At 63.3% G+C, this 12,357-nt stretch carries 12 protein-coding genes; 6 read left to right on the forward strand and 6 right to left on the reverse strand.

The annotated features are described in order from the left end of the window. Positions 1-4: 4 nt before the first annotated feature. The gene (locus tag I8746_RS15630) at positions 5-865 is read left to right on the forward strand and encodes an HlyD family secretion protein (RefSeq protein ID WP_012053682.1); all 861 of its coding nucleotides are present in this window, start codon (positions 5-7) and stop codon (positions 863-865) included. Positions 866-936: 71 nt separating this feature from the next. Here I8746_RS15630 and I8746_RS15635 read toward each other — a convergent pair whose 3' ends face one another. After that, complete coding sequence (locus I8746_RS15635; protein WP_221100813.1) at positions 937-1,389, reverse strand: universal stress protein; 453 nt, start codon at positions 1,387-1,389, stop codon at positions 937-939. Between the two features lie 217 nt (positions 1,390-1,606). On the opposite strand from I8746_RS15635, the gene I8746_RS15640 reads away from it, so the two are divergent. From I8746_RS15640 to I8746_RS15655, 4 genes are all read left to right on the forward strand, one after another. After that, positions 1,607-2,512, forward strand: coding sequence for a LysR family transcriptional regulator (locus I8746_RS15640; protein ID WP_003251728.1), 906 nt, complete (start codon positions 1,607-1,609; stop codon positions 2,510-2,512). Positions 2,513-2,647: 135 nt separating this feature from the next. After that, positions 2,648-4,189, forward strand: coding sequence for an MFS transporter (locus tag I8746_RS15645; RefSeq protein ID WP_003251730.1), 1,542 nt, complete (start codon positions 2,648-2,650; stop codon positions 4,187-4,189). Positions 4,190-4,217: 28 nt separating this feature from the next. Further along, the gene (locus I8746_RS15650) at positions 4,218-5,279 is read left to right on the forward strand and encodes an HlyD family secretion protein (RefSeq protein ID WP_221100814.1); all 1,062 of its coding nucleotides are present in this window, start codon (positions 4,218-4,220) and stop codon (positions 5,277-5,279) included. Continuing rightward, complete coding sequence (locus I8746_RS15655) at positions 5,276-6,730, forward strand: efflux transporter outer membrane subunit (RefSeq protein WP_221100815.1); 1,455 nt, start codon at positions 5,276-5,278, stop codon at positions 6,728-6,730. The genes I8746_RS15650 and I8746_RS15655 overlap by 4 nt, the downstream gene beginning before the upstream one ends. Before the next feature lie 248 nt (positions 6,731-6,978). Here the strand turns inward: I8746_RS15655 and I8746_RS15660 are convergent, their stop codons facing one another. Next, a complete protein-coding gene (locus tag I8746_RS15660; protein ID WP_003251736.1) occupies positions 6,979-7,791 on the reverse strand; it encodes an SDR family oxidoreductase in 813 nt (270 codons plus the stop codon). A 121-nt stretch (positions 7,792-7,912) separates the two neighbouring features. Then, positions 7,913-8,377, reverse strand: coding sequence for a hypothetical protein (locus tag I8746_RS15665; RefSeq protein ID WP_004577148.1), 465 nt, complete (start codon positions 8,375-8,377; stop codon positions 7,913-7,915). A gap of 169 nt (positions 8,378-8,546) precedes the next feature. Between I8746_RS15665 and I8746_RS15670 the strand changes: the two genes are divergently transcribed. Next, on the forward strand, positions 8,547-8,999 hold the full coding sequence (locus I8746_RS15670; RefSeq protein ID WP_088513320.1) for a hypothetical protein: 453 nt from the start codon (positions 8,547-8,549) through the stop codon (positions 8,997-8,999). A gap of 39 nt (positions 9,000-9,038) precedes the next feature. On the opposite strand, the gene I8746_RS15675 is transcribed toward I8746_RS15670, so the two are convergent. The 3 genes from I8746_RS15675 to I8746_RS15685 are packed head-to-tail and all read right to left on the reverse strand — an operon-like array spanning position 9,039 to position 12,354. Then, a complete protein-coding gene (locus I8746_RS15675) occupies positions 9,039-10,493 on the reverse strand; it encodes a mannose-1-phosphate guanylyltransferase/mannose-6-phosphate isomerase (RefSeq protein WP_003251742.1) in 1,455 nt (484 codons plus the stop codon). A gap of 35 nt (positions 10,494-10,528) precedes the next feature. Further along, the gene (locus tag I8746_RS15680) at positions 10,529-11,176 is read right to left on the reverse strand and encodes an alginate O-acetyltransferase AlgF (RefSeq protein ID WP_003251744.1); all 648 of its coding nucleotides are present in this window, start codon (positions 11,174-11,176) and stop codon (positions 10,529-10,531) included. Positions 11,177-11,196: 20 nt separating this feature from the next. Next, entirely contained in the window at positions 11,197-12,354 is a 1,158-nt protein-coding gene (locus tag I8746_RS15685; RefSeq protein WP_212628080.1) for an alginate O-acetyltransferase, read from the reverse strand. Positions 12,355-12,357: the final 3 nt, after the last annotated feature.

A 12,357-nucleotide genomic window follows, 5' to 3' on the forward strand; every position in this document is an offset into this window, starting at 1 on the left:
TTCGATGAAAAAGTTCTTCAGCCTGATCGCCACCCTGCTGGTGCTGGTCGCTGCCGTGGCCATCGGTCGCCAGTTGTGGCTGCACTACATGACCACGCCATGGACCCGTGATGGCCGTGTGCGTGCCGACATCATCAACGTCGCTGCCGACGTGCCCGGCTACGTGGTGGATGTACCGGTCAAGGACAACCAGCGGGTGAAGAAGGGCGACCTGCTGATCCAGATCGACCCTGAGCACTACCAGTTGGCCGTCGACCAGGCCAAGGCACTGGTCGCCTCGCGCAAGGCCACCTGGGAAATGCGCAAGGTCAATGCCAAGCGCCGTGCCGACATGGACAACCTGGTGATCTCCAAGGAAAACCGCGACGACGCCAGCAACATCGCCAATTCCGCCCAGGCTGACTACCAGCAGGCCCTGGCCGAACTGGCTGCTGCCGAACTGAACCTCAAGCGCACCCACATCGTGGCCACGGTGGACGGCTACGTGACCAACCTGAATATCCACAAGGGCGACTATGCGCGTACCGGCGAAGCAGTGATGGCGGTGGTCGACGAGAATTCGTTCTGGGTTTACGGGTTCTTCGAGGAGACCAAGCTGCCGCATGTGAAGGTGGGGGACCAGGCCGAATTGCAGATGATGAGCGGCGAGCGCCTCAAGGGGCATGTGGAGAGCATTGCCCGCGGCATCTACGACCGTGACAACCCACAGAGCCGCGAGCTGATCGCCGACGTGAATCCGACCTTCAACTGGGTGCGGCTGGCACAGCGGGTGCCGGTGCGCATTCACATCGATGAAGTGCCGGAAGGGTTTTTGCTGGCGGCGGGGACGACCTGTACGGTGGTGGTGAAGCCGAGTTCGCCTTGAGGTATACGTCGCCAGGCCGATCGAGCGCACCCCGCGCGCTGCCCGATCCGCTTGGCGACACCTCGCGCAACTCAGGCACTCGCCGCCCCCACCAACACCGGCACTTCGACCCGATCAATCACCTTCGCGCTGATCGACGGGTCGAGCAACCGCCCCAGCCGCGACAGGTGACGGTGGCCCATGATGATCAGCTCGCAACGCAGCGCCTGCGCCTTGGCGACAATCGCTTCAACTGGCAGCCCGGCCACCATGCAGCCCTGGCTGGCGAAGCCGGCTTGCTGCAGTTCGCGCACGGCCTCGGCTACGGCGTGGTCGGCATGCTGCTGTTCTTCGCAGGCGGCGGGGTATTCTTCCCGTTCCTCGGCGGTGTAGGGCGCGGGTTGCGCGTGCACCGCGAAGGTCGAATCGATGGCCAGCAGCACGTGCAGTTCGTGCTCGCCCGGGCGGCAGTAGCGGCGGGCGAGGGCAAGCAGGGCGGCAGATGCGGGGGAGGCGTCGATGGCGATCAGGACGGGGCTGGGCATGCGGGATCCTTGATGTATTTGGGGGGCTGGGGCGGCCTCTTCGCGTAGACCAACGTAGGCGCGGGTTTACCCGCGAAAGGGCCGAACCTGCCATGCATCATTCTTGACCCAATCCTTTCCCTGAATAAATGGCCCACCACGCACAAGCGCATTGCGTCCGGTGCAATCCATCAACCTGATACCATCACATTTCCCACAGCTGTAACGGAAAACGGCCATGCAACTTCCGGACATGAACCTGCTTGTCGCCCTCGATGCCTTGCTCGACGAGGGCAGCGTGGTTGGCGCGGCGCAACGCATGAACCTGAGCCCGGCCGCCATGAGCCGGACCCTGGGGCGTATCCGCGAAGCGCTGGGTGACCCGATCCTGGTGCGGGCCGGCCGTGGCCTGGTGCCGACGCCGCGTGCGCTGGCCTTGCGCGAGCAGGTGCATGGCCTGGTGGAGCAGGCCGGGCAGGTATTTCGCAGTCGCGACGATGTCGACCTGGTGAACCTGGACCGTGCCTTCAACATCCGCACCAATGACCTGTTCATCGCCCTGTATGGCGCTCAGTTGTTGCGCATGATGCTGGCCCAGGCACCGCATACGGTGCTGCGTTTTGTGCCGGAGGGCAGCGGCGACGATGATGCGGTGCTGCGCAATGGCCAAATCGACTTGATCATCAGTTCAGCCATTGAACTGGGCCCCGAAATCAAGGTTCAGAGCCTGTTCAACACCTACTTCGTGGGCTTGGCGCGTGAAGGGCACCCGGTTTTCGATGACGAGATCACCCCTGAGCGCTTCGCCGCCTACCCGCACATCAGCGTGTCACGCCGTGGCCGTGCCAATGGGCCTATCGACGTGGCACTGGCCAATTACAAGGTGGAGCGCCGGGTAGCGCTGATCACGACGAGTTTTCACTCCGCGATGTTTTCGCTGCCGGACTCGGACCTGATCTTGCCGATACCCGCCAATATCCTGAACAGTGTGAACAGGCTGAAACTGCCATTGAGGTCCTTCGAGATCCCCGTGCCACTGGAAAAGGTCAATGTCATGCAGGCATGGCACCCGCGGTTCGATAACGACCCGGCCCATCGCTGGCTGCGGCAGACGTTGAAGGCGTGCGGCAGGATGGACCCTTGAGGCGTATGGCACGTGCGCATCCGTTGCCCGATTGCGTTTGACGCAATATAAAACTGCCAACAAGTCAGTTTTCGTAAGCATTCGACCTTTTTAGACTTGCTCCAGTCGCAAATTTGTTGCCGGAGATGTCTGCCCATGAGTTCCCTGTCCGCCCCGTCTGCCGCCATTGCCGCCGCCCCCGCGCCGGCTGCGCCCGTGCAGGCGGCGTTCGGCCTGCAGGTAGTGGTCGGGTTGTTCGGTGTATTGCTGGCTGTGCTGTGCGCCGGCCTCAACGAGTCGGTAACCAAGATTTCCCTGGCCGATATCCGCGGCGCCCTGGGCATCGGTGCCGACGAAGGTGCCTGGTTGCTGGCGGTGTACAGCGCCGCTTCGGTCTCGGCCATGGCCTTTGCACCGTGGCTGGCGACGACCTTCTCGCTGCGCCGCTTCACCATGAGCGCTATTGGTCTGTTCGCCGTGCTTGGCCTGCTGCAACCGTTCGCCCCCAACCTGCACAGCCTGATGTTGCTGCGTGTACTGCAGGGCTTTGCCGCTGGCGCGTTGCCGCCGATGTTGATGAGCGTGGCCCTGCGCTTTTTGCCGCCAGGTATCAAGGTCTATGGCTTGGCCTGCTACGCCCTGACCGCCACCTTTGGCCCCAACCTCGGCACGCCACTGGCGGGGCTGTGGACCGAATACGTCGGCTGGCAATGGGCGTTCTGGCAGATCATCCTGCCCTCGCTGCTGGCCATGGTCTGCGTAGGCTGGGGGCTGCCGCAGGACCCGCTGCGCCTGGAGCGTTTCAAACAGTTCGACTGGCGGGGCGTACTGCTGGGCCTGCCCGCCATCAGTTGCACTGTGCTGGGCCTGTCGCTCGGCGACCGCTGGGGTTGGTTCGACTCGCCGCTAATCTGCTGGCTGCTGGGCGGTGGCCTGCTGTTGCTGGTGTTGTTCATGTACAACGAGTGGTCCGAGCCGTTGCCGTTTTTCCAGTTGCGCTTGTTGCAGCGGCGCAACTTGAGTTTCGCCTTGGTGACCCTGGCCGGTGTGCTGATCGTGCTCTCGGGTGTGGGCAGCATCCCGTCGGCCTACCTTGCGCAGATCCAGGGCTACCGCCCAGCGCAGACCAGCCCGTTGATGATGCTGGTGGCCATGCCGCAACTGATCGCCCTGCCGCTGACGGCGGCACTGTGCAACATCCGCGCAGTGGACTGCCGCTGGGTGCTGGGCATTGGCCTGGCGATGCTGGCGGTGTCCTGTGTTGGCAGCAGCCTGCTGACCAGCGAGTGGATCCGTGGCGACTTCTACCCGTTCTACCTGCTGCAGGTGTTCGGCCAACCGATGGCAGTGCTGCCGTTGCTGATGCTGTCCACCAATGGCATGACCCCGCAGGAGGGCCCGTTCGCCTCCAGCTGGTTCAACACCGTCAAGGGCCTGGCCGCCGTCATCGCCGGTGGCCTGCTGGATGTTCTTGGCACCCTGCGCCGGCATTTCCATTCCAATCACCTGGTGGACAGCCTGGGCAACGCCCCGCTGGTCGACGGCAACGCCGCCGGCCTGGCCAAGCGCATTCACGACCAGGCGCAGGTATTGACCTCGGCTGACCTCTATCTGGTGCTGGCCTGTATCGCCGTGGCCCTGATCTGCCTGATTCCTTTCGTGCCTACCCGGGTCTATCCGCCGCGTGCGGTGGCTTGAGCCCTGGATGATTTCGAGAACCATTGAAATGACCAACAACCGCAAAACCCTTTTCATCGGCTCGGTGCTGGCCGTGGCCGTCCTGGCCGGCATCGTCGGCCCCTGGATGTTTGGCAGTGACCACCGCCAGAGTACCAATGACGCCTATGTGACCGCCGACTACACCGTGGTCGCGCCCAAAGTCGCCGGTTTCATCAAGCAAGTGCTGGTGGAAGACAATCAGCAGGTCACGGCTGGCCAGTTGCTGGCGACCATCGACGCCCGTGACTACCAGGCTGCGCTGGATGCTGCGCAGGCGCAGTTGCTGGTAGCCCAGGCACAAAGCGCCGATGCCCGCGCCACGCTTGAACGCCAGGACGCGCTGATTGCCCAGGCCGAAGCGGCAGTGAAGGCGGCTCAGGCTGAAGCGGCGTTCGCCGACCATGAAGTCAACCGCTACAGCCGCCTTGCCGAGCAGGGCGCGGGTACCGTGCAGAACGCACAGCAGGCGCGCAGCGCTGTCGATCAAGCCCGTGCTCGCCTGGCCAACGCTCAAGCTGCGCGGGTGGCGGCGCGCAAGCAGGTAGACATCCTCACGGCTCAAGTGGCCAGCGCCGATGGCCAGCTCAAGCGTGCCGAAGCAGGCCTGGAAAAGGCCCAGCTCGATCTGTCCTACACCCGCATCACAGCGCCGGTGGACGGTATGGTCGGCGAACGCGCCCTGCGCGTGGGGGCCTACGTCAACCCGGGCGCCCGCCTGTTGTCGGTGGTGCCGTTGCAGCAGGCTTATGTGGTCGGCAACTTCCAGGAAACCCAGCTGACCCACGTACAGCCGGGCCAGCCGGTGCGCATCAGCGTCGACACCTTCTCCGGCGAAACCCTGCAAGGCCATGTGCAAAGCATTGCCCCGGCTACCGGCGTAACCTTCGCCGCGGTCAAGCCAGACAACGCCACCGGCAACTTCACCAAGGTGGTGCAACGCATTCCGGTCAAGATCGTTCTCGATGATGGCCAGCCACTGCTCACCCGCCTGCGTGTGGGCATGTCGGTAGAAGCCACCATCGACACGCGTGGCGACAAGCTGGACGACAAAGAGGTAAGCGCGCGATGAAACCGGGATTACGCTTGAGCCCTTTGCTGCTGGCTGTGCTGCTGACCGGTTGCACCCTGGGCCCGGATTTCCTGCGCCCAGATAGCCAGGCCCCGCAGCAGTGGGCGCCGCTGCAAGGCGAGGCGGCGGCCAGCCAGCCGCAGGCCGAACCGCTTGACCTGCGCTGGTGGGAAACGTTCCACGATGCCCGCCTGAGCGCTTTGATCCAGCGCGTTGCCGAACGCAACCTCGACCTGCAGATGGCCAGCGCGCGGCTGCTGCAAAGCCGTGCCCTGCGCAGTACCTTGGCTGCCGACGAAGTACCGTCGGTGGACGTGAACGCCGGTTACAGCCGCGCTCGTAACAGCGCCGATGGCTTGAGCGATCCGTCCGGCAAAGCCGGGAAAGAAGCCTTCAACCTTTGGCAGGGCGACCTGGTGGCTGGTTGGGAACTGGACCTGTGGGGCCGTGTGCGGCGTCAGGTCGAGGCTGCCGATGCCACGGTCGAAGTGGCCGAGAATGACCGCCGCGGTGTGCTGTTGGCACTGCTTTCGGAAACCGCCGGCAATTACATCCAGCTGCGTGCCGTGCAGCACACCCTCGATGTGACGCAGGATAACCTCAGGGTCGCCCGGCACAGCCTGAAGCTGTCCCAGGACCGCCAGGCCGAAGGCGTTGCCACGCGTCTGGATGTGGCCCAGGCCAGCGCCCAGGTCGCTTCTATCGAAGCGCGTCTGCCAAGCCTGGAAGCGCGGCGTGATGACCTGATCAATGCCCTCAGCCTGCTCGCTGCCGAGCCGCCGCGCAGCCTCCAGGCCGAATTGCTGCCAGGCGGCGAGTTGCCTGCGCCGCAGCAGAAGTTTGCCATCGGCTTGCCGTCCGAACTGGCCGAGCGCCGCCCGGACATCCGCCAGGCCGAGGCCCGCCTGCATGCCGCCACTGCCAGTATTGGCGTGGCCAAGGCGGATTTCTACCCGAGTATCCGCCTGTCGGGCAGTGTCGGTTTCCAGGCGATGCAGCTGTCGGATTTCGGTGGCTGGGATTCGCGCCGGTTCGCCTTCGGTCCACAGATGTCGCTGCCAATTTTCGAGGGCGGCCGGCTCAAGGGCACCTTGGAGCTGCGCGAGGCGCAACAGCAGGAAGCCGCGCTGAACTATCGCAAGGTGGTGCTGGGGGCCTGGCATGAAATTGACGATGTGCTACGCCTGTACAACGCCAGTCAGTTGCGCCGTGATCACCTTGCCGAGGCCGTGCGGCAAAACCGTATCGCCCTGGAAACCGCCCAGCGCCAGTATGTGGAAGGGGCGGTGGACTTTCTCAATGTGCTGACGGTGCAAGGCGCGCTGCTGGCCAGCGAGGAGCAATGGATCGACAGCTCGGCGGCGGTGTCGCAGGCGCTGGTGGGGCTTTACAAGGCACTGGGCGGTGGCTGGCAGGCGTTTGACGAGCAACTGCCGAATGCTCACAGCTAGGGAGGAAGCACAGAGTTTGAAGGGGGGGCACTGCGCTCCATGGCCTGATTCTTTGCAGGCTGCACCGGCCTCTTCGCGGGTGAACCCGCTCCTACACGGCGGCCTGTGTCCAACCACCGAAATGTGTCCACCACCAATCTGTGTAGGAGCGGGTTTACCCGCGAATACGGTAGCGGCGGCAACGGTGAACGGCGGGTGAAAATTGGCCTGCAGGCCCGGCCCTTTCGCGGGTACAGGCAGGCGATCACTCAGAGTGGGCGCAGCAGGCCAAAGCGCTTGCGCAGCGCCCAGTCCAGCAACCGCCGCGGCAGCAACCGTGCCATCAGCGGCAAGGCTGTACTGCCATTCCCCAAACGTACCACTGCGGGCGCCGGCGACTTGCCGACTGCTGCCAGCACGCCTTGGGCAAATACCGCCGCCGACGTTGGCTTGTCCTGCGATGCCCGCGCCCGCGCCTGCACATGCTCACGCAAAGGCCACCACGCCGAGTCGACCGCCAGCACCTGCTCAGCCTGGCGCTGGGCATTGCTGGCGAACTGCGAGGCAATTGCACCCGGCTGTACTTCCATCACCTGCACACCGAACGGCGCCAACTCCAGGCGCAAGGCATCGCTCAGGGCATGCACAGCCGCCTTCGAGGCGCAGTACGCGCCGGCGAATGGCGTGACCAGCACGCCCGATACACTGCCGATATTCACCACCAGGCCGCGTGAGCGGCGTAGCAGCGGGAAGAGCGCCCGGGTAACGCCGACCACGGCGAAGACGTTGGTTTCGAACTGCTGGCGCAGGGCGTCGACGCCACCATCGAGCAGTGGGCCCATGGCGCCGTAACCCGCGTTGTTGATCAGGATATCGAGGGTTTGCAGTTCCTCTGCCAGGCGGGCCAGTGCCTCGCCGTCGTTTACATCCAGCTGCCGGGCCGTGTAGCCGGCGGCACTCAGTTGCTCGACATCCTCAGGCTTGCGGGCGGTGGCCCAGACATGGTGGCCCGCATCGCGGAAGGCGTCGGCCAGGGCGCGGCCGATGCCGCTGGAACAACCGGTGATCAGGACGGTGGGCATGGTAGGGGCCTGTTGTCATGGAGGATTGGTTGTTGCCTGTGCCGGCCTCTTCGCGGGTCAACCTGCCCCTACACCCTGCAGGAGCGGGTTGACCCGCAAAGAGGCCGGCATAGGCAACACATCAATTGGCAAATGTACCTTGCAGGTGCTCTGCCCGGAATTCCAGGGTCTGCGGCCGATAGCCGGAACGCAGCGGCGGCAATGGCAGGCAGTCATGCCACTCGGCCCCCGGCTGCAATTCACCTGGCCCTCGGTATCGCGGTGCATTGTAGGTGTTCTCGGCCAGGTTTACGGTATCGCCCGGTGCGTACGCTGCCACGCGCCAGCGCAGTTCGGTCAGCGGCACGTCGTTGCCGTTCTTCATGCGTACCTGCAGGGCACGGTCGGCGGGACAGTGTTCGGGGGCGTAGGTCAGGCGCAGGTCCAGGCGTGCCAATCGACTGCTTTCGCGGCTGTCTTGCCAGACCACGAACAAGGCCACCAGGCCCAGGCCAAACACGGCCGCCAGGGAGATGGGAAGAGCCTTGGCTGGGTAACGCAACAACAACACCAGCCAGGTGAGGATCAGCAGGGCACCGATCAGCATCGCGTAATCGCCTCATTCGCGCGCAGGGATATCTACAGCCTATCTAAAACCCAGCGGTCAGGTAACCGGTGAGCAACTATGCCAGAAGCCAGACCTGGCAATACTGCGAGTAGTGGAAAGGGTACATCCATTCTAGATTCCGCCATGCCTATTCAAAAGGAGCATGGCCATGAGTGACACATCGGTTGAGCAAAAACCTGTGCAAGAAATGAAAAAAACGCCTGCCAAGGGCAACGTTACGGCTGTCATCAGTCTTGCGGGTCAAAAGGAGGATTTCGTTTCCGAGGGCGTGGACTACGGGAGCGCTGAAAAATCAGCGTGGTTGTATGCGTACAAGGGGCAGGCCGAAGATGCGGACGTCTACATTGACTTCGATCTGGAACTACAGGAGGGCGTGCGGGATGTCGTTATCGGGGGTGAGGCGAACCGGGCGCTTGTTCACAAGCGCGGCACAACCTATGGCGGCTATGCGAAATCCGGACGTATCCGGAAACTCGAAATGACTGCCACAAGCATCAGGGCTGAATCCTTCGAATTTGAAGGGGAGGATGATTTGCAGCGACCTTTCAGGGTGGTGGGTGGCCCATTCGACATCTACGTCATAGCCCCAAGCGTTGAATAAGCAGGTTCGCCCCTGGTCAGCCCAGGGGCGAGTCAGCATTTACTGCGCGATGGTCTTCACCGAAACGCCGCGCTCGATGGGTGTGGACGTGCGCCCATACACATCCTCGAAGCGCTCGATGTCATCCTCGCCCAGGTAGCTGCCGGACTGCACTTCGATGATCTCCAGCGGGATCTTGCCCGGGTTGCGCAAACGGTGCACCGAAGCGATGGGGATATAGGTCGACTGGTTTTCGGTCAGCAAGAACACGTTCTCGTCGCAGGTCACCTCGGCGGTACCGGATACCACGATCCAGTGCTCGGCGCGGTGATGGTGCATCTGCAGCGACAGGCTGGCGCCCGGCTTGACGGTGATGTGCTTGACCTGGAAGCGGCCGCCCATGTCCACCGAGTCGTACGAGCCCCACGGGCGATACACTTCCAGGTGGTTCTGGGTTTCCGTGCGGCCCTGTTCGTCGAGGGTCTTGACCATCTGCTTGACGCCCTGGACCTTGTCCTTGTGGGCAATCATCATGGCATCCTTGGTCTCGACCACCACGATGTTCTCCAGGCCGATCACCGACACCAGTTTGCCGTTGCCGTGGATCATGCAGTTGCGGCTGTCTTGAACCACCACGTCGCCCTTGGTGACGTTGCCGTTGTCGTCTTTCTCGTGCACTTCCCACAGCGACGACCAGCAGCCTACATCGCTCCAGCCGGCCGACATCGGCACCACGCAGGCACGCTGGGTTTTCTCCATCACCGCATAGTCAATGGAGTTGTCCGGGCAGCAGGCAAAGGTGGCTTCGTCGATGCTCAGCACATCGCCGTCTTCCTGGCTGCGCTCCAGGGCCAGTACGCAGGTATCGTAGATGTCGCCGTCGTGCTTTTTCAGCTCTTCGAGGAAGCGGCTGGCGCGGAACAGGAACATACCGCTGTTCCAGAAGTAACCACCGGCCTGGACGAACTCGGCCGCGCGTTTTTCGTCGGGCTTCTCGACGAACTGCGCAACCCGCGCCACGCCCTCGGGCAGCAGCGCATCCTGGCTGGAACGGATGTAGCCGTAGCCGGTTTCCGGCTTGGTCGCCGGCACGCCGAACAGCACCATCTCGCCACGCTCGGCGGCCACGGTGGCCAAGGCCAAGGCACGTTGCAGGGCTTTCTGGTCATCGATCACATGATCGGCAGGCAGCACCAGCATAAGCTCGTCGCGGCCTTCGTTGACCAGCTTCATGGCAGCCATGGCCACGGCCGGCGCGGTGTTGCGGCCGAACGGTTCCATCAGGATGCCTTGGGTTTCCAGCTTCAGTGCGGCCAGTTGCTCCTGGACGATGAACTTGTGGTCCTTGTTACAGACCACGATCGGGGTGTCCATGCCCTCGAATACCAGGCGCTCGATGGTTTGCTGGAACAGCGTGTGCTCACCGGTCAGGGCCAGGAACTGTTTGGGGAACTGCTTGCGCGACAGAGGCCACAGACGGGAACCGCTACCACCAGAAAGAATTACCGGGATCATCATGTTTCTCCAATAGTCGTTGAGAGGCAGGGGAATCAGTTGCTAGCCACGGGGCGAGTTACCCACACCGGCGACAAGGCGTTGCCGGAACCCGTTACGTACAGCACTGCGGCTTCGCCGCGCTCCAGGGCGACGGGTTTCACGTCACCCACTTTCTTGTCTCCTTGGTACAGCGCCAGGTTGACCTTGACCGGGTTGATTTCGCGTTCGCCACGGCCGTTGGCGGCCACCGGCTTGACCACTTCGGTCTTGCCGTCGGCGGTTTTCAGGGTCAGTTGCTGGTCGCTCAGGTTCTGCACGCGCACCAGGGCTTTCTGCTTGTTCTTGAACGGTGGTTCTTCGATCAGCTTCGGGCTGCCGCTGTTGCTGTTGACCAGGGTGTAGTACTTGTCCGAGGCCAGCTTGACCGGCACGCTCTTGCCGCCGACCTGGGCGGTGTAGTCGCCGCCTGGCAGGAAGCTGAAATCGCTGCTGGCCTGTGCGCCAACCTGTTTGATCTGGGTGTTGCCGACCGACGCGGCGGCGGGTGCGCTGGTCGCGTTGTACAGGCGTACGAAGGTCGAGCCTTTCGGCGCACTTGGGCCATACAGTGCGGCGTCGGCACCGGCGAAGGCCTGCATCGAAGCAAGGGAAAGGCCGGCCGCGAGGGTGAGGGCTTTGGCAATGGAAGTTTTGGTAGTCATGTGCGTTTCCTCTCTATCAGTCAGTGGTCTGTCCGGGTGGACGACAAGGCCAGGTTTTCTTCGGATTTACGGGAGTTTTTCAGCTGCGCGATCCACTGCGGATCGAAGCTGCTGAGGTCGTTTTTCATTGGCAGATAACGTTCGGGGAATTCCCACACCACCACTTGTGGTGCGGCGTTTTTAAAGGCATCGCTTTGCAGGTACTTGAGCATCGGCAGCAGCGGGCCATGGCCGTCTTCGGCGTAGTTGGCGACGTCACTGCGCAGGGCCTGCTGCAGCGCGCCGAGGAAGTTCCAGTGCGGGTTGGCGCTGTAGCTGGTGCCTACCAGTGCAACCGGGATCTGCTTGTCGGCGAACAACGCGTCGCCGGCGTCACCCTCGGCATCGACCGGCCGGGTGGTGCGTTTCTGCAGGTTGTCCGGGGCCGGCAGCAGGTTGCTGAACAAGGGGTCCAGTGGCAGGAAGTTGGTCAGGTCGCCCTTGTAGGGGGCGGTGTTGCCGGCTTCGGTGATGAAGGCTTGTGGGTCGCCGTTGAGCAGGCTCTGGCGGCTGACCGCTTCGGCCAGCGCCTGCGCCGCCACTTCGGCCCCCATAGGCGTCCAGTGGGTGTCAGTACGCAGAAACACCTGGCCGCGGGCCTTGGCCTGCTCCATCGGTGCCATCAGGTCCGGTGCGAACACGTTGGCCTGGCGTGCCTGGGCATGGAACTGGTTGTACAGGTCGTCATGCAGGCTGGCAGGCCGCTCTTTGCCCAGGTACTCGGCGTAGACCCGTGCCTTGGCCGGCACGATCGCCAGCACCAGCTGGCTACCGTGTTGCTGCAGGGTGTCGCGTACGCCACGGATCAGTGCCAGGTTTTCCTGCATCAATTGCTCGGCACCGGCGGTGGGCTTGAACTCCTCGTCGCTGAACAACCACTGGTCGCGGCCCAGTACCACACCAGGGCGGCCTTCGTTGAACAGTTTGAAGTCCATGGCCGCCCACAGGTTGGTGCCCAGGCGCTTGACCGGGAACTCGGCGTCGTAGTGGGTCTCGGCGGCCTTGGCCAGCTTGCCGTTGAGCAGGGTCATCTGCTCGGTGCGCTGGAAACTCTGCAGGCCACCGGTGGACCAGGCGCCCATGCCGACCAGCAGGCCGAGGAACGACAGGGAGTAGGTGATGCGTAATGTCCGGGTCATGGT

This window comes from Pseudomonas sp. USTB-Z, from assembly GCF_019691255.1.
GTDB lineage: Bacteria > Pseudomonadota > Gammaproteobacteria > Pseudomonadales > Pseudomonadaceae > Aquipseudomonas > Aquipseudomonas alloputida.

Excerpts from the sequence above, each read along its gene's own strand:
- I8746_RS15630 (WP_012053682.1), top strand. The coding sequence starts at position 5 with ATGAAAAAGTTCTTCAGCCTGATCGCCACCCTGCTGGTGCTGGTCGCT.
- I8746_RS15635 (WP_221100813.1), bottom strand. The coding sequence starts at position 1,389 with ATGCCCAGCCCCGTCCTGATCGCCATCGACGCCTCCCCCGCATCTGCC.
- I8746_RS15640 (WP_003251728.1), top strand. The coding sequence starts at position 1,607 with ATGCAACTTCCGGACATGAACCTGCTTGTCGCCCTCGATGCCTTGCTC.
- I8746_RS15645 (WP_003251730.1), top strand. The coding sequence starts at position 2,648 with ATGAGTTCCCTGTCCGCCCCGTCTGCCGCCATTGCCGCCGCCCCCGCG.
- I8746_RS15650 (WP_221100814.1), top strand. The coding sequence starts at position 4,218 with ATGACCAACAACCGCAAAACCCTTTTCATCGGCTCGGTGCTGGCCGTG.
- I8746_RS15655 (WP_221100815.1), top strand. The coding sequence starts at position 5,276 with ATGAAACCGGGATTACGCTTGAGCCCTTTGCTGCTGGCTGTGCTGCTG.
- I8746_RS15660 (WP_003251736.1), bottom strand. The coding sequence starts at position 7,791 with ATGCCCACCGTCCTGATCACCGGTTGTTCCAGCGGCATCGGCCGCGCC.
- I8746_RS15665 (WP_004577148.1), bottom strand. The coding sequence starts at position 8,377 with ATGCTGATCGGTGCCCTGCTGATCCTCACCTGGCTGGTGTTGTTGTTG.
- I8746_RS15670 (WP_088513320.1), top strand. The coding sequence starts at position 8,547 with ATGAGTGACACATCGGTTGAGCAAAAACCTGTGCAAGAAATGAAAAAA.
- I8746_RS15675 (WP_003251742.1), bottom strand. The coding sequence starts at position 10,493 with ATGATCCCGGTAATTCTTTCTGGTGGTAGCGGTTCCCGTCTGTGGCCT.
- I8746_RS15680 (WP_003251744.1), bottom strand. The coding sequence starts at position 11,176 with ATGACTACCAAAACTTCCATTGCCAAAGCCCTCACCCTCGCGGCCGGC.
- I8746_RS15685 (WP_212628080.1), bottom strand. The coding sequence starts at position 12,354 with ATGACCCGGACATTACGCATCACCTACTCCCTGTCGTTCCTCGGCCTG.